Origin of the sequence: Mesorhizobium sp. C432A (genome assembly GCF_030323145.1) — a bacterium.
Lineage (GTDB): Bacteria > Pseudomonadota > Alphaproteobacteria > Rhizobiales > Rhizobiaceae > Mesorhizobium.
In genome coordinates, this window is record NZ_CP100470.1 from 2,418,893 (window position 1) to 2,437,535 (window position 18,643).

Annotated in this window: 14 protein-coding genes; 5 read left to right on the top strand and 9 right to left on the bottom strand. The window is 63.4% G+C overall.

All coding sequences use genetic code 11. The features are described 5' to 3' along the window. Positions 1-4: 4 nt before the first annotated feature. The 4 genes from NLY33_RS11720 to NLY33_RS11735 form a co-directional block, all read right to left on the bottom strand. Positions 5-835, bottom strand: coding sequence for a helix-turn-helix domain-containing protein (locus NLY33_RS11720; RefSeq protein ID WP_023704022.1), 831 nt, complete (start codon positions 833-835; stop codon positions 5-7). 125 nt (positions 836-960) lie between these two features. Continuing rightward, positions 961-1,194, bottom strand: coding sequence for a DUF1127 domain-containing protein (locus NLY33_RS11725; RefSeq protein WP_023671199.1), 234 nt, complete (start codon positions 1,192-1,194; stop codon positions 961-963). A 3-nt stretch (positions 1,195-1,197) separates the two neighbouring features. Beyond that, complete coding sequence (locus tag NLY33_RS11730) at positions 1,198-1,353, bottom strand: hypothetical protein (RefSeq protein ID WP_023704021.1); 156 nt, start codon at positions 1,351-1,353, stop codon at positions 1,198-1,200. A gap of 164 nt (positions 1,354-1,517) precedes the next feature. Further along, positions 1,518-2,477: an alpha/beta fold hydrolase gene (locus NLY33_RS11735; protein WP_023704020.1), complete on the bottom strand. Its 960-nt coding sequence runs from the start codon at positions 2,475-2,477 to the stop codon at positions 1,518-1,520. Between the two features lie 458 nt (positions 2,478-2,935). Here NLY33_RS11735 and NLY33_RS11740 point away from each other — a divergent pair, with 458 nt between their 5' ends. Both NLY33_RS11740 and NLY33_RS11745 read left to right on the top strand, forming a co-directional pair. Beyond that, positions 2,936-3,403, top strand: a complete 468-nt coding sequence (locus NLY33_RS11740) for an Hsp20 family protein (RefSeq protein ID WP_023671202.1) — start codon at positions 2,936-2,938, stop codon at positions 3,401-3,403. 157 nt (positions 3,404-3,560) lie between these two features. After that, positions 3,561-4,325 (top strand): sulfite exporter TauE/SafE family protein, encoded by a 765-nt coding sequence (locus NLY33_RS11745; RefSeq protein ID WP_023686418.1) that lies wholly within the window; start codon positions 3,561-3,563, stop codon positions 4,323-4,325. Here NLY33_RS11745 and NLY33_RS11750 read toward each other — a convergent pair. Beyond that, positions 4,322-5,218 carry an MBL fold metallo-hydrolase gene (locus tag NLY33_RS11750; RefSeq protein ID WP_023707639.1) on the bottom strand — a complete coding sequence of 299 codons (897 nt, stop codon included), beginning with the start codon at positions 5,216-5,218 and terminating at the stop codon, positions 4,322-4,324. The genes NLY33_RS11745 and NLY33_RS11750 overlap by 4 nt on opposite strands. A gap of 18 nt (positions 5,219-5,236) precedes the next feature. Beyond that, positions 5,237-6,286 (bottom strand): threonine aldolase family protein, encoded by a 1,050-nt coding sequence (locus NLY33_RS11755; protein ID WP_023686416.1) that lies wholly within the window; start codon positions 6,284-6,286, stop codon positions 5,237-5,239. Between the two features lie 509 nt (positions 6,287-6,795). On the opposite strand from NLY33_RS11755, the gene gltB reads away from it, so the two are divergent. Further along, on the top strand, positions 6,796-11,547 hold the full coding sequence (gltB, locus tag NLY33_RS11760) for a glutamate synthase large subunit (RefSeq protein WP_023704018.1): 4,752 nt from the start codon (positions 6,796-6,798) through the stop codon (positions 11,545-11,547). Positions 11,548-11,687: 140 nt separating this feature from the next. Then, a complete protein-coding gene (locus NLY33_RS11765; RefSeq protein WP_023671207.1) occupies positions 11,688-13,142 on the top strand; it encodes a glutamate synthase subunit beta in 1,455 nt (484 codons plus the stop codon). Here the strand turns inward: NLY33_RS11765 and NLY33_RS11770 are convergent. After that, positions 13,139-14,344 (bottom strand): SGNH/GDSL hydrolase family protein, encoded by a 1,206-nt coding sequence (locus NLY33_RS11770; protein WP_023704017.1) that lies wholly within the window; start codon positions 14,342-14,344, stop codon positions 13,139-13,141. The two genes, NLY33_RS11765 and NLY33_RS11770, sit on opposite strands and share 4 nt — an antisense overlap. 104 nt (positions 14,345-14,448) lie before the next feature. Continuing rightward, positions 14,449-15,672, bottom strand: a complete 1,224-nt coding sequence (locus NLY33_RS11775; RefSeq protein ID WP_023704016.1) for a lytic murein transglycosylase — start codon at positions 15,670-15,672, stop codon at positions 14,449-14,451. 207 nt (positions 15,673-15,879) lie between these two features. Here NLY33_RS11775 and galU point away from each other — a divergent pair, with 207 nt between their 5' ends. Then, positions 15,880-16,785, top strand: a complete 906-nt coding sequence (galU, locus tag NLY33_RS11780; RefSeq protein WP_023704015.1) for a UTP--glucose-1-phosphate uridylyltransferase GalU — start codon at positions 15,880-15,882, stop codon at positions 16,783-16,785. On the opposite strand, the gene NLY33_RS11785 is transcribed toward galU, so the two are convergent. Further along, entirely contained in the window at positions 16,786-18,570 is a 1,785-nt protein-coding gene (locus NLY33_RS11785; RefSeq protein WP_031195922.1) for an outer membrane beta-barrel protein, read from the bottom strand. It lies immediately after the preceding gene. Positions 18,571-18,643 lie beyond the last annotated feature (73 nt).

Below are 18,643 nucleotides of genomic sequence, written 5' to 3' on the forward strand. Positions count from 1 at the left end.
CCGATCAGCGCGGCTTGATCGAGCGCTGGAATTCCGCCGGCGTTCGCCCGTAGACCTGCCTGAACGCTGAGCTGAAATGGCTGTGGCTGGAGAAGCCGAGGTCCAGGCCGAGCGTGGTCAGATTGTCGTAGCAGCCAAGCAGGTCGAGCGCGCGCGCCAGCCGCAGGCGCAGATGGTAGCGATAGAGCGGCATCGCCTCGACCTGCTGGAAAACCTGCGTGAGATAAACCGGTGATACCCCGACTTCAGCGGCGATCTCGGCCAGCGTCCAGCGCCGCGAAAGATCCGAGGACAGGACGAGCTTGGCGCGATCGACCAGCTTCTGCCGGCCAGCGCTGGCGCCGGCGGCATGCGAGGTGCGCTCGCCGAGGGAGCGCCGCACCAGCGTCAGCGCCAGGGTTTCGGCCTCCAGCGTTTCGGCAATGTTGCGGCTCAGGCTGTGGCGCAGCACCGCCACCAGCGCCTGAGCCCGCGGGTCGATGCGGCGGCGCTGACGACGAAACGCCACGGCGCTGCCCGAGCGCAACTGCTCCTTCGGCGTCAACTCCTGCAGTTGCGCCTCCTCGACAACGAGATCGAGGCAGGAATCGCCACCCTCGACGGGATGGCTGATCCGGTAGCCTTCGGCGTTGTTGAAGAACAACAACTGGTTGGCTTCGGCGACCGCATCGTTGCGGCCGACATGGCGCACGAAGACGCCGCGGTAGGGAAACACAAGATGCGTGGCAGCGGTGCACTCTTCTTCGCTCTTGTGCCGGCATTCGCCGCTGCAGAGGACATCCCTCACCCTGACGGTGCCGGTGTCCAGAAGCGTCTGTACCGTGAACTGCGACATGGTGAGCTGAGACATGGCCGTTGCATTCTACCCTTGCGCCGAAAGCTGCTCCGGCACATTAGGCGATTGGCTTGTCCAAACCTGTCAGGAGACTTCACCTGTCAGGCCCTTCGTGCGGCCATGGCTCAGTCCCACAAACGGCGCATGTATTCGCAGTGAGCGTCGCTGCGCGACAGGCCGATGTCCTTGAGCTGTTCGTCGGTCATTTCGAGCAAGGCAAGGCGGCTTCGGCGCCTTTCCAGTTGACGGCCGATCCAGTTGGCCGCCGCGATGCCTTGTGTCCGCAAGGACCGCCGGAACGTCGCGGTTTGAGTTGTCGGCTGATGTGCGAGGCATTGCGCTGCATGATCGGGGCGCATCGCTCAGGCTTCCCCGTTGCCGGCCACTGATGCGCCGGCTTCGTTCAGCGCAATCGCGCATTCCTCACAGCAGACCTCGACGGTCTTGCCGCCGACCTTGACGCGGATCGGATTGGCGTCCAGCTGGCAATCGCAGGCAGCGCAGGTTTTCTCGGTCATGACGTCATCTCCTTGGCGTTCGGTTCGACACGGAGAGATGAGCATTCCGGGGCGGCACCGGCTGTCAGAATCTTTAGCTCTTTGGGTGCTGCCGGCGCTGCTCCTGACAGAAGGCTGTCAGCAGGCGCAAGCTCAAGGCGCCGTAACATGCAGCGCCGGCGGCATCAGGCTGTGGGGTCGTCGTTGCCGGGTATGAAGGCGTCGAAGGCGGCGAGCAACTGCTCGCGATAGACATCGGCCTCCTGCAGGATCTCGTGTTTCGAGCCATCGATCATCAGCAGCGAGCCGAGGCGCAGACGCCTGGCGTAGGCTTCCACGGCCTTGGTCGAGACGACCTGATCGGCGCCGGCGGCGATCATCAGCAGCGGCACCTGGATCCTGGCCATGAAGTCGGGCTCGCTGATGGCTTCGCCTGCCTTGATTGCCGCCTGCAGCCAGCGGATCGTCGGCCCGCCGAGCGCCAGTTGCGGATAGTGCTCGTAGATTTTCGTGTTGCGCTGATAGCGCCCGGGGTCCGATGTCACCTTGTTGAGGGCGAAGGGCAGGGTTTCCCTGGGACGCGGACCCCAGGCGGCGTAGAGCCGACCGAGGCCGAGAAAGCACAATACCGAGCAGACGCGGCGCGCCGTTTTTGCCGACACGGGCGAGTCGGGCACCGTCAGGAAAGGCGCAATCAGCACCATTCGACGCACCCGGTTGACCATCGACGGCGCCGCGAGCAGCGCGATCACGGCGCCCATCGAATGGGCGAGGATGTAATACGGGCCGCGGCAGTCGGGCAGCACGATGTCCTCGAAGAACTGTTCGAGGTCGCCGGTGTAATCGTAGAAGGAGCGGACATAGCCGCGTTGCGGGTCGGCGATCAGCCGGTCGGAATCGCCCTGGCCGCGCCAGTCGAGCGTGGCGACGCCGAGGCCGCGGTCGGTCAGGTTGCGGATGGTTTCGAAATACTTCTCGATGCACTCGTTGCGGCCGGGCAGCAGCACGACGGTGCCTTTCAGCGGCCGAGTGACCGCGGCAAACAGGCCGTAGCGGATCTTCTTGCCGTCGCGCGTGGTGAAAAAGCCGCCGGCGACATTTTGCGGCGGCGGATTGCCTGGCGTGGGATGGAAGAGATCCGTCATTAGGCGCTTGCGTCTTCGTGGTGTCTCACCCGGCAGGGCGTCGGCATGGTGATAGACGCCAATGGATGAAAAGCAAAGGGAGGACGCCAAGGGGGCGGACGAACGACAAGCAAGGCCGGAAGCAGCCTGCGGCGGCGTGCTTCCGGCCTCTGTCGATCCGGGAGGAAGGGACGTTACACCCGGTCGGCCTCGTCGCGGCGCTTTCATCCGGCGCCGCCTGGTTCTTTATCCTGGGGGCACTCTAGCGCCGGCCGGCTGAACGGGCGCCGAAGCAGCGGTTCATCTGCCGTTCATCGACGCCTCGATTGGCGCTCTTCAAAGATCCTTGAAATGAGCTTTTGCGCTCCCCAAATGTCGGATGCAGCCGCCGATGTCGGGGCTGCTGGTCCACCCGAAACGCCTTTCCAGGGTTTCGCACCGGCCACACGCAAACATGTTGCTCAACAGGAGAACACCTCATGCGTCACGTTGATTTTTCCCCGCTCTATCGCTCGACCGTCGGCTTCGACCGCCTGTTCACCATGCTCGACTCGCTGGCCCAGCCCGATGGCGCGCAGACCTATCCGCCCTACAACATCGAGCGCACCGGCGAGGACGCCTATCGCATCTCGATGGCGGTTGCCGGCTTCTCGGACGAAGAGATTTCGATCGAAGCCCACCGCAACGTGCTGACCGTCAAGGGTGAGCGCAAGGAAGAGGGCAATGGCGAAGGCTCCGAGCTGCTCTACCGCGGCATTGCCTCGCGTTCGTTCGAGCGCCGCTTCCAGCTTGCCGACCATGTCGAGGTCGTCGGCGCCACCCTGAAGAACGGCCTGCTTTTCGTCGACCTTAAGCGCAACATCCCCGAGGAGCTGAAGCCGCGCAAGATCGCGATTACCGCCTCTTCGGCCAACGCCAAGCAGATCGAGGCCAAGAACGCCGCGTGATCAAGACGGCGGCGTCACAACGCCCAAGGTTGAAAGCGTCTCCTCCCGAGACGAAAGCGGCGCCGCGAGGCGCCGCTTTTTTTCGCCGCAGCCTCTGTCACCCCAACCGAAGAGTTCTGGCTCTTTTGCGGCGGGCGCCGTCTTCCCATGAAGGGCGATGTCTGATCTTTCGGCTGATTTTTCCCTGGCCCTAACGGCAACCATTGCGGTGACCTTCCTGCTGGCCGGCATCGTCAAGGGCGTTACCGGTATGGGACTGCCGACGTTGGCGATGGGGCTGCTGGGCACAATCATGCCGCCGGTCGCCGCGGCTTCGCTGCTGATCGTGCCGTCCTTCGTCACCAATATCTGGCAGCTGTTTGCCGGCCCGAGCTTCGGATGGATCCTCAGGCGGCTGTGGCTGATGATGGTCGGCATCGTCGCCGGCACGCTGGCCGGCTCATGGCTGCTGGCCAGCGACAATGTCAAATGGACGACGGCCGGCCTCGGGGCGGCGCTGATCGTCTATGCCGTCTATACGCTGCTGGCGCGGCAGTTGACGGTTCCCGCGTCAGCCGAGCGCTGGTCGTCGCCCATCGTCGGTTTCCTTACCGGCATCGTCACCGGCGGCACCGGCGTGTTCGTCGTGCCCGCTGTACCTTACATTCAGGCGCTGGGCTTGAGCCGTGACGATCTGATCCAGGCGCTCGGCCTGTCCTTCACCGTGTCGACGATCGCGCTCGCTGCCGGCCTTGCCTCGCACGGCGCGTTCCAGGTCGGGCATGTCGCCATGTCGTCGCTGGCGGTTGCGCCGGCCTTGCTCGGCATGTGGCTCGGACAGTTGCTCCGGCAGCGGATCAGCCCGGCGACCTTCCGGCGCTGGTTTCTTGTTTTCCTGATCTTGCTTGGCCTCGAGCTTTTGGCGCGGCCTTTCCTTGCTTAGCGACCGGTGCCGGTTGCGAGAACGGCCTCGATGTTTTGCCGGTGGACGGGCTCGTACAGCGCGAAGTACTCGACCGCGCCCGTGGCGAATATGTCGGCGCCGAAGGTTTTCAGATCCTGCTTCGCAAGATCAGGCTCACGCCGGCAGCGAAGCAGTTTTTGAACGTAGGCTTGCGTGGCGGCGATGAGGCCTTTGTCGTAGCCGCCTCGCTCAATCGCTTCGAGCGAGCCGTGATTGGGCAAGATGCGGTCTATCGGCCACCCGCTCATGCGTTCGAGATCGACCAGATGTTGCGCCAGCCGATCCGCCTCGCTGACATAGGTGATCGGATCCTCGAGCGTGTCGCCCGCCAGGAGCAGGCCGGTTTCGGGCATGAACAGCACCGTGCCGTCATGGCTGTGGATTTCGACCTGACGCAGTTCGACGGCGATCGATCCAACGGCGAGGTCAAGACTGCCTGCGAAGGTCCTGTTCGGCAGCACGAGAGGCTTGATCGGTGGAACACTGCTTTCGATCTCAGCCCGGTTGTTCGCGAGCGCCGAGGCGGTGAGCGTGTTGGCGATAATCTCGCAATCCTGAAACACCTCATTGCCGGCAATATGATCGTCATGCCAGTGGCTGAGCACGACCCGGATCGATGTTGCGCCCATGTCTTCGAGCGTCTGCCTGATGAAGCGCGCGTGAGGCAGCGAAATATGCGTGTCGTAGACAAGCGCCTGCGAACCATCGACGATCGCATAGGTGCAGATGCCGAGGGCATAGGCGCCGTCGTCCAGCCAGTTCGGCTCGTCCGACCAGGCGCGAACGCCGTCAACGCGGCCATCGTAGAAGCCGAGCACGTTTGGCGCCGGGCGAACCAGCCGCATGGTTGAGCCGAGAGGTGGCTTTGTCATTGGCGCGGTCTCGCGGGTTCAGGCGATCATCTGGCCGAAGCGATCGACCTCATCTGAAGTCGTGGCAAAGCTGGTGACGAAGCGATAGAGCAACTCGTCCTCGCCGACATGGCCGTCGAAGCCGTGCGGCCTGTGCCAGTCGTAAAAGGCTGCGCCGACGGATTGCAGCCTTTCGGCTTCCGCCTTTTTCATCACCGCGAACACCTCGTTGGCCTGCGGCAACCAGGCGAGCTTCGCCGTTGCCGAATCCTCGATCGCAGCCGCCAGGCGCGCGGCCATGGCATTGGCATGACGGGCCGTGTCCAGCCACAGGCCGTCCGTGAAGTAGGCGTCGAACTGCGCTGCGATGAAGCGCGACTTGGAGAACAGCTGTGCGGCGCGCTTGCGCAGGAAGGACAACTCCTTGGCGCGGTCTAGATCGAACAGCACCACCGCTTCGGCGCACCAGCAGCCGTTCTTGGTGCCGCCGAACGAGACGATGTCGACGCCGCGCTTCCAGGTCATTTCGGCCGGCGTCGTCTCAAGCGCGACCAATGCGTTGGCAAAACGGGCGCCGTCCATATGCAGCGGCAGGGAAAAGCGTTTGGCGATCTCCGAAATGGTGGAAATGTCGTCGAGCCCGTACACTGTGCCGACTTCGGTCGATTGGGTGATCGAGACGGCCGTCGGGCGTCCCCAATGGACGATTTCGGGTGCGAAACGGGCGACGGCGCGTTCAAGGTTGTGCGGATCGATCTTGCCCAGGGCGCCGTCGACAGCATGGAGACGCGAGCCGCCGCTGAAATATTCCGGCGCGCCGCATTCGTCCTCGATGATGTGCGATTCGCGGTGCGCAAAGGAAATGCCGCCGGGCTTGTTGTAAGCGGCCAGGGACAGCGAGTTGGCCGCCGTGCCGGTAGCGACGAAGAACACCGCGACCTCGCGTTCGAAGATCTCGCTGAAACGCTGGTAGACGGCCCGGTCGAGATCGCCATCGCCATAGGCGGTCGAAAAGCCGCCAGCATTGGCTGACAGCCCGGCGGCAATGTTGGAATGGACGCCCGCCCAGTTGTCGGATGCAAAGAACATCAGGAAAGTCCCTGCCTGGTTGAGAAAGTCTGGTTGCGACAAGAGCGCGACCATGGCCGTTTCGGGGTTTGACGCGCAAGGGCCAAGGGCTGAAAAAGCGGTAAAGCCAAAGGCGATCACGAAGGAGTGCCGGGACCGAAATTTCGTTTCAACAGCGCCCGACGTAATTTTCTGTCGCCAAACGTCCAAGAATTTGGTGAATCGGTCTTGTGTGCGCCTAGGATTTCTGCCATAAAAATTTAGGACAGTAGTGCTGTCTTATTTTGTCGCACAAGTCAGGCTGGATTGGCGTATCATTTGGGCCACTCCGGCCGTTGCCGCGAGCGACGGGTAGACGGCTCGGCTGTGGCCTGTACGATACCGGATACGAACCGGCGGTGCACCGCACGGTCCGCCAAGGATTTCGAAAAGACGTGCCGCAAGAATGAGAGCGGAAGCCAGTCGCTTCCCAAGGTAGACCAGCGCCCCAAATGCTAGACGTGCAAGGGGCCGGAACGGAGGACAGGACGATGACGGAACTGACGCCATCTGCGATTATCGGCCAGGCCGCGCAGACGAAAGCGGCAGCCGTTAAAAATACCGTTCTGACCAAAGAAGGCCAGACCACCAACGGCCTGACCACCAATGGCATGGCCGCGCAGGGTCTCTATGATCCGCGCAACGAGCATGACGCGTGCGGCGTCGGCTTCATCGTCAACATGAAGAACGTGAAGTCGCACCAGATCGTCAAGGACGGGCTCTTCGTGCTCGAAAACCTGACGCATCGCGGCGCTGTCGGCGCCGATCCGCTGATGGGCGACGGCGCCGGTGTGCTCGTGCAAATCCCCGATCGTTTCTTCCGCGAGGAGATGGCGGCCCAGGGCGTCGAACTGCCGGCGGCAGGCCAATACGGCGTCGGCCACTGGTTCATGCCGCAGGATGCGGCACTGCGCGCCCATATCGAAGAGATCATCGCCGAATCGGCGCTGTCAGAAGGGCTGCCGCTGCTAGGCTTTCGCGACGTGCCGGTCGACAATTCATCGCTGTCGAAGGCGCCTGATATCGCGGCCTCCGAACCGTTCCATCGCCAGGTCTTCATCGGCCGCACATCGGACATTCCAGATGACGAGGAATATGAGGCCAGGCTGTACCTGCTGCGCAAGGTGATTTCCGGCCGCATCTACGCCGAGAACAACAACAAGGATATCGGCGCCTACTGTGTGTCGCTATCGGCGCGCACCATTGTCTACAAGGGCATGTTCCTGGCCTACCAGGTCGGCGCCTATTACAAGGATTTGTCGGATCCGCGTTTCGAGACCGCGCTGATCCTCGTCCACCAGCGCTTCTCGACCAACACCTTCCCGTCATGGAAGCTCGCGCACCCCTACCGCATGGTCGCGCATAATGGCGAGATCAACACGGTGCGCGGCAACAACAACTGGATGGCGGCGCGCCAGGCCTCGGTCGATTCCGAACTGTTCGGCAACAACATCTCGAAGCTGTGGCCGATCTCCTATGACGGCCAGTCCGACACGGCGTGCTTCGACAATGCGCTCGAATTCCTGTTCCAGGGCGGCTACAGCCTCAGCCACGCCATGATGATGCTGATCCCGGAAGCCTGGGCCGGCAACAAGCTGATGGATGCCGACCGCAAGGCTTTCTACGAATACCACGCAGCCCTTATGGAGCCGTGGGACGGGCCGGCCGCGGTCGCCTTCACCGACGGTCGCCAGATCGGCGCCACGCTCGACCGCAACGGTCTGCGCCCGGCGCGCTACATCGTCACCGACGACGACCGCGTCATCATGGCGTCCGAAGCCGGCGTGCTGCCGGTGCCGGAGGAGAGGATCGTCAAGAAGTGGCGGCTGCAGCCTGGCCGCATGCTTCTGATCGACCTTGCCAAGGGCCGCATCATTTCCGACGAGGAGATCAAGTCGGAGATCGCCACCAGGCATCCCTACAAGACCTGGCTCAACAACACGCAGCTGATCCTCGAGGATCTGAAGCCGGTCGAGCCGCGCGCGCTGCGCAAGGATGTCAGCCTGCTCGATCGCCAGCAGGCTTTCGGCTACAGCCAGGAAGACACCAAGCTGTTGATGTCGCCGATGGCGACCACCGGCCAGGAAGCCGTGGGTTCGATGGGCACCGACACGCCGATCTCGGCGATGTCGGACAAGTCGAAGCTGCTCTACACCTATTTCAAACAGAATTTCGCCCAGGTCACCAACCCGCCGATCGACCCGATCCGCGAGGAACTGGTGATGAGCCTTGTCTCGTTCATCGGGCCGCGGCCCAACATCTTCGACCTGGTCGGCAATTCGCGCCGCAAGCGGCTCGAAGTGCGCCAGCCGATCCTGACCAATGGCGATCTGGAAAAGATCCGCTCGATCGGCCACACCGAGGACCGTTTCGACACCAAGACCATCGACATCACCTACGGGTCGAGCGAGGGCGCGGCCGGCATGCAGGGCGCCGTCGAGCGTCTGTGCGAGCGGGCGGAAGCCGCTGTCGCCGGCGGCTACAACATCATCATCCTGTCCGACCGCCAGGTCGGTCCCGACCGTATCGCCATTCCGGCACTGCTGGCGACGGCTGCCGTGCACCACCATCTGATCCGCAAGGGTCTGCGCACCGCGGTCGGCCTGGTCGTGGAATCCGGCGAGCCACGCGAAGTGCATCATTTCTGCTGTCTCGCCGGCTACGGCGCCGAGGCGATCAACCCCTACCTTGCCTTCGATACGCTGCTCGACATGCACAAGCGTGGCGAACTGCCGGCTGAGGTTGACGCCTACGAGGTGGTCTCGCGCTACATCAAGTCGATCGGCAAGGGCATCCTCAAGGTGATGTCGAAGATGGGCATCTCCACCTATCAGTCCTATTGCGGCGCGCAGATATTCGACGCCATCGGGCTGAAATCGGATTTCGTCGAGAAGTACTTCACCGGCACAGCGACGCTGATCGAAGGTGTCGGCCTGGACGAGGTCGCGGCCGAGACGCTCAGCCGCCACACCGACGGTTTCGGCAACGATCCGGTGCTGCGCAACAGCCTCGAGGTCGGCGGCGAGTACATGTACCGCATGCGCGGCGAAGCCCATATGTGGTCGCCCGACGCCGTCGCCACCTTGCAGCACGCCGTGCGTCAGGGCTCGTGGGAGACGTTCAAGGAGTATTCCGCGCAGATCGACAGCGAGACGGCCCGTGCTCAGACCATACGCGGCCTGTTCAGGATCAAGCTTGCGGAAGAGACCGGCCGCAAGAAGGTGGCGATAGAGGACGTGATGTCGGCGGCCGATATCGTCAAGCGCTTCTCGACAGGGGCGATGTCGTTCGGCTCGATCTCGCGCGAGGCACACACGACGCTGGCGCGCGCCATGAACCAGATCGGCGGCAAGTCGAACACCGGCGAGGGCGGCGAAGAGGCCGACCGCTATCTGCCGCTGCCCGGCGGCGGCAAGAACCCCGAACGTTCGGCGATCAAGCAGGTCGCCTCGGGGCGGTTTGGCGTCACCGCCGAGTATCTCGTCAATTCCGATGTCATGCAGATCAAGGTCGCGCAGGGCGCCAAGCCCGGTGAGGGCGGCCAGCTGCCCGGCCACAAGGTCGACGCGACCATTGCGAAGGTCCGGCACTCGACGCCCGGCGTCGGCCTGATCTCGCCGCCGCCGCATCACGACATCTATTCGATCGAGGATCTGGCGCAGCTGATTTACGATCTGAAGAACGTCAACCCGGCGGCCGACGTCTCGGTAAAGCTGGTGTCGGAAGTCGGTGTCGGTACGGTTGCGGCGGGCGTCGCCAAGGCGCGCGCCGACCACATCACCATCTCCGGCTATGATGGCGGCACCGGCGCGTCGCCGCTGACCTCGCTCAAGCATGCCGGCAGTCCATGGGAAATGGGCCTTGCCGAGACGCACCAGACGCTGGTGCTGAACGGGCTGCGCTCGCGCGTTGCACTGCAGGTCGATGGTGGCTTGCGCACGGGGCGCGACGTCATCATCGGTGCGCTGCTCGGTGCCGACGAGTTCGGCTTCTCGACCGCGCCGCTGATCGCGGCCGGCTGCATCATGATGCGCAAGTGCCACTTGAACACCTGCCCGGTCGGCGTCGCGACGCAGGATCCGGTTCTGCGCAAGCGTTTCAAGGGCACGCCCGAGCATGTCATCAACTTCTTCTTCTATGTTGCGGAAGAGGTGAGGGGGCTGCTGGCCGAGATGGGCTACACCCATATCGACCAGATCATCGGCGACAGCGACCTGCTGGAAAAGCGCGAGATGATCCAGCATTGGAAGGCGCGTGGGCTCGATTTCGGCAAGATGTTCTTCAAGCCGGACGCGCCGCATGAGGCGGTGCACTGGACCGAACGGCAGAAACACCCGATTGACGATGTACTCGATCGCAAGCTGATCGAACTGGCGAAGCCCGCGCTCGAAAGCAAGCAGCCGGTCAAGATCGAGGTCGACATCCGCAATGTCGATCGCTCCACGGGCGCCATGCTGTCGGGCGAAGTCGCCAAGCGCTTCAGGCACAAGGGCCTGCGCGAGGACACGATCCAGGTGAAGCTGACCGGCACCGCCGGCCAGTCGTTCGGCGCCTTCCTGGCGCGCGGCATCTCGTTCGATCTCGTCGGTGCGGCCAACGACTATGTCGGCAAGGGCCTGTCGGGCGGACGCATCGTCATCCGGCCGCCGGAGGAGTCCAGGATCGTCGCGGCGGAATCGATCATCGTCGGCAACACCGTCCTCTATGGCGCGACCGAGGGCGAGGCCTATTTCGCAGGTGTCGCCGGCGAGCGCTTCGCGGTGCGCAATTCGGGCGTCGCCGCCGTCGTTGAAGGCGTCGGCGATCATGGCTGCGAATACATGACCGGCGGCATCGTCGTCGTCATCGGCCAGACCGGTCGCAACTTCGCTGCCGGCATGTCGGGCGGCGTGGCCTATGTTCTGGATGAGGCCGGCGATTTCGCCGCGCGCTGCAACATGGCGATGGTCGAGCTGGAGCCGGTTCCGGAAGAAGACGATCTGATGGAAAGGCTGCTGCATCATGGCGGTGACCTCGACCACAAGGGTCGCGTCGACGTCTCGGGCGACATGACCACCCATGACGAGGAACGGCTTTACCAGCTTATCTCGAACCACGTCCATTTCACCGGTTCGGTACGCGGCCGCGAGATACTCGACGACTGGACGACCTTCCGGCCGAAATTCCGCAAGATCATGCCGGTCGAATACCGCCGCGCGCTGATCGAGATGGAACGCATGCGCATGGGCGTGGCGGCGGAATAGGTTTTTCGACTTGCCGGGAGGCGCAGGCTTCCCGGCGGAACTTTCAGCGACAGTTTGACCTCGGATGCAAGGTTGCCACGGCTGCCTCAAGGGGTTAACGGGTGCGAAAACCGCACCATCTGGACAGCAGGAACTGGACTATGGGCAAGGTAACAGGCTTTCTCGAAATCGACCGGCAGGTGCACAAGTACCAGCCGGCCTCCGACCGCATCCGGCATTTCCGCGAATTCACGCTGCCGATGTCGGACAAGGAGGTCGAGAAACAGGCCGCGCGCTGCATGGATTGCGGCATCCCGTTCTGCCACGGGCCGACCGGGTGCCCGATCCACAACCAGATCCCGGACTGGAACGACCTCGTCTACAATGGCGACTGGGACAATGCGATCCGCAACCTGCATTCGACCAACAATTTCCCCGAGTTCACCGGCCGCATCTGCCCCGCGCCCTGCGAGGAAGCCTGCACGCTGAACCTCGAGGACATTCCGGTTGCCATCAAGACCGTTGAACAGGCAATCGCCGACAAGGCTTATGAAACCGGCCATATCCGGCCTTATCCGCCGGAGAAGAAGACGGGCAAGCGGGTCGCTGTCATCGGCTCCGGCCCGGCAGGGATGGCGGCGGCGCAGCAGCTTGGCCGCGCCGGCCACGAGGTCAGCGTTTATGAGCGTGAGAGCCGTCCCGGCGGGCTGATGCGCTACGGCATTCCCGACTTCAAGATCGAGAAGCACTATATCGACCGCCGCATCGAGCAGATGCAGGGCGAGGGCGTGACCTTCCATTGCGGCGTCAATGTCGGCGTCGATAAGCCGGTGGCAGAGTTGCTCGCCGGATACGATGCGGTGCTCTATTGCGGCGGTTCGGAATCGCCGCGTCCGGCCAACATTCCGGGCGACGATCTCGGCGGCGTCTATGACGCCATGCCCTATCTGGTGCAGCAGAACCGTCGCGTTGGCGGCGAGCCGATCCAGTCGGTGGCCTGGCCGTCGCATCCGATCATCGCCGGCGGCCAGCATGTCGTCGTCGTCGGCGGCGGCGATACCGCGTCCGACTGCGTCGGCACCGCCTTCCGCCAGGGCGCGGTGCGCGTCACCCAGCTCGACATCCGCCCGCAGCCGCCGGAGAAGGAAGACAAGCTTTCGGTCTGGCCTTACTGGGCGACCAAGATGCGCACCTCGTCCTCACAGGCCGAAGGTGCGGAGCGCGAATTCCAGGTGGCGACGCTCGAATTCATCGGCGAGGACGGCCAACTGACCGGCGTCAAATGCTGTGAAGTCGACGAGAAGCGCAAGCCGATCGCCGGCACCGAATTCGTCATCCGTGCAGACCTCGCCTTCATCGCCATCGGCTTTGCCGGACCGGCTGCCGCCGGCGTCGCGAAAGAGCTGGACGGTGAGATGAAAATCACCACCGACAGCCGCCGTTCCCGCAATGTCGAAGCCAATGATCGCGACTACAAGACCAGCGTCGACAAGCTCTACGCCGCAGGTGATGTGCGCCGCGGCCAGTCGCTGGTTGTGTGGGCGATCCGCGAAGGCCGCCAGGCCGCGCGCTCGATCGATGAAGCGCTGATGGGGTCGACGGTACTCCCCCGTTAACGGTTGATCGCCGTCGTCGTATCCGTCGCGGCAGCGGCCTTGGGCGGCCACGAGAAGTCGTCGGCGCGGCCGGGCGAGGCCTCGGGCGCCTTGCCTTCGAGGATTAGTTTTTCGCCGGGCAGATCCGGATTGGCTTTCGGCGCCGCCGCCGCACCGAGAAGTTCGGTACCGCCGTCGAGCGCCGGATCGTTGAGCAGCATCGGAACGGTGCGGTCGACCACGATCGGGGCGGCGGGCAGCGACGGCGCCTCGACCGGGGCGCCGGCCGGTGCGGCAGCCGTCACCACGCTTCCCGGCGCTGCCAGGCCGAGGATCTTGGCCAGCGGCTTTTCGGTGTAGAAGGCGAGCTTTCGCTTGCCGGCTTTCGAGACGTTGATGCCGTCGTCGGAGCGCAGCCGCACGGCCTGGCCGTTAATGTCGGGGCCGGTCGAGACAAAGGCGCCGTTCTCGTCGACGAACCCATCCCAGACATCGACGAATTCGCCGCCGTTCTTCTCGGCAGCCGAGTGGTAGATGTCGTTGAATGCCAGCATGTCGGAGGTCATCTTCGGCGTCTTGAAGGCTGGCATGCCGACCCACAGATAAGGCACCTTGGTCGCCGCCAGTGCCTTTCCCAAGGCTTCGGTCCGGCGTTCGTATTCCTTGGTCCAGTTCTCGGAGCGCGGCTGCTCGCGCACATCGTTGACGCGCATCTGCTGGCGGTCGTTGGAGCCGAGCATGACGACGACCACGGAGGGTTTTTCGGTCTCGACCAGCGATTTGACCTGTTCGGGCCAGTTGTAGACATCATCGCGCACGAAACCCGAAGAACCGTTGGCGCGCTCGACGATCCTGACGTTGGCATTGTCGGCAAAGGCTGTTTCGAGGCCTTCGGCCAGGCCGTTGGCCATGAAATCGCCGATCACCAGAATGACGCGGGCATCCGGTGTCTTCTCGACAATCGGAGCGGAAGGTTCAACCGGTGCACGGGGCTTCTTCTTGACCTTCGGCTTTGCCTTGCGGACGTCGAGCGGCGGCTCGATGCGTTCGCTGCGGCGCGGGAACAGAAGGTCGCGCAGCGACCAGCCGCGGTTCTGCGGTTGTTCCTGCGCCAAAGCCGGTGTGTGGAAAGTGCCGGCGACCCCCGTCGCCAGGACGACGATGGCCAGAATGAGGATCGGCAAGCGGAAAACGATCACACGGATACGCGCTGCCGGAACCAAGCACCCTCTCCATCCCTTGGTGCATGGCCCTCGCAGGGGATCATGCACAGACCGATGCTACGGCATCCCTTGCGCGTCGCAGATGCGCGCTGCCGTCGCCGGCTCTATTTCTTTCTGAGCCATTTGAGCACTTCCATGCTCGGATACCCGTCCTGGGTCAAGCCGACCGTTGCCTGATAGGTCATGATGGCGGTTTTCGTGCCGTCACCGATCTTGCCGTCGAACTTGCCGTCGTAAAGTCCGTGCTGCGAAAGCCGCTTCTGCAACTCCTGCCTTTCCTCGAAGGACAGTTTGGTGAAGGGCCGCTTCCAGTCCTGCACCAGACCATTAGAGCCGGCGATTTCGTCGGCAAGAAGGCCGACGGCCAGGGCATATTTGTCGGCGTTGTTGTAGGCCTTGATGACGGAGAAGTTCTTGATCATCAGGAATGCCGGTCCGCCGCGGCCGTCCGGCACTTTCAGCGTCGCCTTGTCGGTTGCGTTCTTGAACGGCTTGCCATTGGCCCTGGCGACGCCGAGCGCCTGCCACTGCGCCAATGTCTTCGAGCCGGCAGGCAGTTTGCCGGCCGGAATGGTAACCTCGTAGCCCCAGGTCTTGCCGCCCTGCCAGCCATTCTTCTTCAGCAGATTGGCTGATGTCGCCAACGCATCGGGGATCGAATTCCAGATGTCGCGCTTGCCGTTGCCGTCCATGTCGACGGCATAATGCTGGTAGCTGGTCGGGATGAACTGGGTCTGGCCCATGGCGCCGGCCCAGGAGCCCATCAGGTGGCTTTCGTCGATGTCCCCGGTCTGCAGGATTTTCAGCGCGGCGACCAATTGGGTGCGGGCGAATTTCGAACGCTTCGGGTCGCCATAGGCGAGGGTTGCCAGCGAGCGGATGACATTGCGCATGATGTCGTCGCGCTTGAGGATCTCACCGTAATTCGATTCCATCGACCAGATGGCGAGCAGGATGTAGCGGTCGACGCCGAACCTCGCCTCGATCCGGTCCAGCCACGGCCTCCATTTTTTGGCCATCTGCTGGCCGACGGCAACGGACTGGTCGTGGACGCGGTTGTCGAAATAGTCCCAGGCAGGTGCGGTGAATTCGGGCTGGGTGCGTGCCTTTTCCAGCACCACCGGGTCGGGTTCATTGATGCCCCGGAACGCCCGGTCGTAGACCGCGCCGGAAACGCCGCCCGCCACGGCCGTGGCGCGGAAGCCGGCGACCCATTGCCGAAACCCGGCATCGGCGGAGGCCGGTCCGGCCGGCATCAGCAAGGCGAGCGAGAGGCTGGCCGCCGTCAGCACGCTGGTAAAGAGTTTTGCGGCACTGCGAACGGACATATTTTCCCCTTTCTCTATCTCAGGAAAGACCATTCATCGCCGAACCGGGTTAGCAATTGGTTTACCATAGGCGGCGCCTGGAACGAAAAGACACCTGGATGCTTTACCGGTTGATGTTTCCCTCAATGGCCCGATAATCCCCAATTCCGGCGCGAAAATGTCGCGAGGCGGGATTGCCGGGCACGCCCTCAAACGGATAATTGACGCATGAAACGAGTTCGCAAGGCAGTTTTCCCGGTCGCCGGTCTCGGCACACGGTTTCTCCCGGCCACCAAGGCCATTCCCAAGGAGATGCTGACCGTCGTCGACCGGCCGGTCATCCAGTATGTCGTCGATGAGGCGCGCGAGGCCGGCATCGAACATTTCATCTTCGTCACCGGCCGCAACAAGGCGGTCATAGAAGACCATTTCGATATCCAGTTCGAGCTCTATGATACGCTGGCACAGCGCGGCAAGGACGACCAGCTGGCCCGCTTGCAGCGGCTGCAGCCGGCGCCGGGGCAGACCTCGTTCACCCGCCAGCAGGTGCCGATGGGGCTCGGCCACGCCGTCTGGTGCGCCCGGGAACTGGTCGGCGACGAACCCTTCGCGCTGTTGCTGCCCGACATGATCATGCAGTCGGAAAAGAGCTGCATGAAGGCCATGGTCGAGCTCTACGAGGAGACCGGCAACAACATCATCGCGGTGCAGGAATGCGATCCGGCCGAAACCCACAAATATGGCATTGTCGGCCGAGGCGAGGACACGCATCACGGCTTCCGCATCACCGAGATGGTCGAAAAGCCGAAGACCGGCACCGCACCGTCCAATCTCTACATCAACGGCCGCTACATCCTGCAGCCCGAGATTTTCAAGATTCTGGAAAGCCACGAAAAGGGCGCCGGCAACGAGATCCAGCTCACCGACGCGATGCTGAAGCTGGAAAAACAGCAGCCCTTCTTTGGCTACCACTTTCAGGGCCGCACCTTCGATTGCGGATCGCCGGAAGGGTTCGTCGAGGCCAATGTCGCCTTCGCGCTGTGGCGCAGCGACATGAACGAGAACATGGCCGGCGTCATCCGCACGCTGCTCGATGAGATGAAGCCATCCGAGCGTCGCGGCGCTGCTTTTTAGCTACCGCTGCAGCTTCAGCCCCAAATAGATGCTGTTGGCGGTGTAGTTGCGCCCGGGCAGATTGCTGGTCAGCTTTTCGGTGCGGGCGCGGCTGGTGAGGCCGACATAACGGTTCAGCCACCAGGTCAGCCCGGCCTCTGCACTTAGTGTCATGTCATGGCCATCGGAGCCGGTGTAATTGCGCCAGTCGAGCCCAAGGGCTGCGTTGCCGGTCAGGTCGGCGCGGATCTGCCGCTCGCCGGTGAGGCGGCCGGAATAGAGGATGTCGCCGCTCTCACCGGCGTTCGTCGTGCCTTCGACCGTGGTTTGCCCGGTGAGGCCGATGATGGTGCCGCGCTCGGGCGACCATTTGAGGTCGGCATTGATGGTGGCTCCCGAAATCGCCTCCAGGTTCTTGTCGTCGATCGCTTCCCTCAGCCAGCCAGCCGAGAACTCACCTTTGAGCTTCTCGCCCATGTCGACTTCGATACCGGCGCGTGCGCCAAGCCGGGTCGAAGAGCGCTCGAAGCCCTTGTTGTCGATCCGTTGGCCATATACCCTTCGGCCGAGCTCAATCTCGGCAAAGGGCGTCAGAGCCGGGGAAATTTCATAGCCGGTCCGCAACGTTGCAGTATAGAGCGTGTTGTCCTGATCCTTCTGCGACAACACGGTGCCGTCCGTTAGCTTGGCGTCGCCATAGATGTCGTGGGAGACCGCACCGGTCAGCGCAAAGCGCAGCTTGCCGACATCCTTCTCGACGGCGAGGCTGCCGTCGACAGTCTGGCGGATCGGCTGCGAGGTGACGCCGGCAATGGCGTCGGGCGCGGAGGCCGATTCCGGCGCAATCTCGTAGCCGAGCTTGGCGATGGCGCGCAGTTCATTGTCGAGGTCGACATTGTACGTGCCTTGGATACGGCCGCGTGCCTCATTGATCTTCTGGCCCGAAATGGTGTTGCGGAAATTGCCGTAGCCGTCGATGACCGCCGAATTCTCGCGCCAATCGGAGGCGGCGGAGAAACGCAGCGCCGTTTCGGACAGCACCGCCGACTTGCCGCCAGCGCTGGAATCGGCGTTCGACGTGACGGCAACGCCCTGCTCGAGCGTCGGCCGCAGCAGGAACGAGCCGACCTTGATGCCGGTTGCCGCGTACGGGTCGTCCTCGAGCTTCTTCTTCTGGCCCTCGATGGCGCCGGTGCGCTCGGCGCCGGGGTCGAGCTTTCGTCGGTCGACACCGCCGACGGTGAGGACACGGCGGTTCGCTGTGTCCTGATCGGCGTCGCCTGCCGCAGTGCCGTCCGGAGTCGTTCCGGTGGTGGTCTGGTCCGTGGCTTTGCCAGGCTTCTTCTTGTCGGCAGCCTTGGTTTTGTCCTTGGCCTTGTCTGCATCCGCGGCGGCGCGTTGTTTTGCCGTCGATGGCCGGCGTGGCTGGACGGTTGGCGGCTTGTCGGCGAACGAATCGTCGATGGTCGCCGGCGGGTCGAAAATGCTGTTTGCGCCGGCCTGTGACGGGTCGGTGTCGTCAGGCAAGGCGCCATCGCTGGCCGGCACATAAGCGGTTGGCGTGTTTCCCGTGGGGGCGGTGTCGGCAGGGGCGGGCTTGACCTGCGTGTTGGCCTTGCTCAATTGCCTGGCCCGGCGCTGCTGGTCGGACAGGATCGCCGATTCCGAAACTTCGCCGCGCAGCTCGGTCTCCTGGGCATGAAGCGCAGTTGGCCGCAGCAAAGCGAGCACGCTCGTCGCCAGAAGCAGAGCGCAAAAGGCTCTGCCCGTTCGACCTTTTTTCTCTTGAGGCTGGGCCCGCGACATCGTCACCACTGCTTGCGCGGCGCAAGCGCGCCATACTTACCGAACCGTAAACGGGGATGGTTAACGGAGGGTT

Bases quoted from the DNA above. Each gene is read 5' to 3' on its own strand.
- NLY33_RS11720 (WP_023704022.1), bottom strand. From the start codon at position 835: ATGTCGCAGTTCACGGTACAGACGCTTCTGGACACCGGCACCGTCAGG.
- gltB (WP_023704018.1), top strand. From the start codon at position 6,796: ATGACGGAACTGACGCCATCTGCGATTATCGGCCAGGCCGCGCAGACG.
- NLY33_RS11725 (WP_023671199.1), bottom strand. From the start codon at position 1,194: ATGCGCCCCGATCATGCAGCGCAATGCCTCGCACATCAGCCGACAACT.
- NLY33_RS11765 (WP_023671207.1), top strand. From the start codon at position 11,688: ATGGGCAAGGTAACAGGCTTTCTCGAAATCGACCGGCAGGTGCACAAG.
- NLY33_RS11750 (WP_023707639.1), bottom strand. From the start codon at position 5,218: ATGACAAAGCCACCTCTCGGCTCAACCATGCGGCTGGTTCGCCCGGCG.
- NLY33_RS11740 (WP_023671202.1), top strand. From the start codon at position 2,936: ATGCGTCACGTTGATTTTTCCCCGCTCTATCGCTCGACCGTCGGCTTC.
- NLY33_RS11745 (WP_023686418.1), top strand. From the start codon at position 3,561: ATGTCTGATCTTTCGGCTGATTTTTCCCTGGCCCTAACGGCAACCATT.
- NLY33_RS11730 (WP_023704021.1), bottom strand. From the start codon at position 1,353: ATGACCGAGAAAACCTGCGCTGCCTGCGATTGCCAGCTGGACGCCAAT.
- NLY33_RS11735 (WP_023704020.1), bottom strand. From the start codon at position 2,477: ATGACGGATCTCTTCCATCCCACGCCAGGCAATCCGCCGCCGCAAAAT.
- NLY33_RS11755 (WP_023686416.1), bottom strand. From the start codon at position 6,286: ATGTTCTTTGCATCCGACAACTGGGCGGGCGTCCATTCCAACATTGCC.
- galU (WP_023704015.1), top strand. From the start codon at position 15,880: ATGAAACGAGTTCGCAAGGCAGTTTTCCCGGTCGCCGGTCTCGGCACA.
- NLY33_RS11775 (WP_023704016.1), bottom strand. From the start codon at position 15,672: ATGTCCGTTCGCAGTGCCGCAAAACTCTTTACCAGCGTGCTGACGGCG.
- NLY33_RS11785 (WP_031195922.1), bottom strand. From the start codon at position 18,570: ATGTCGCGGGCCCAGCCTCAAGAGAAAAAAGGTCGAACGGGCAGAGCC.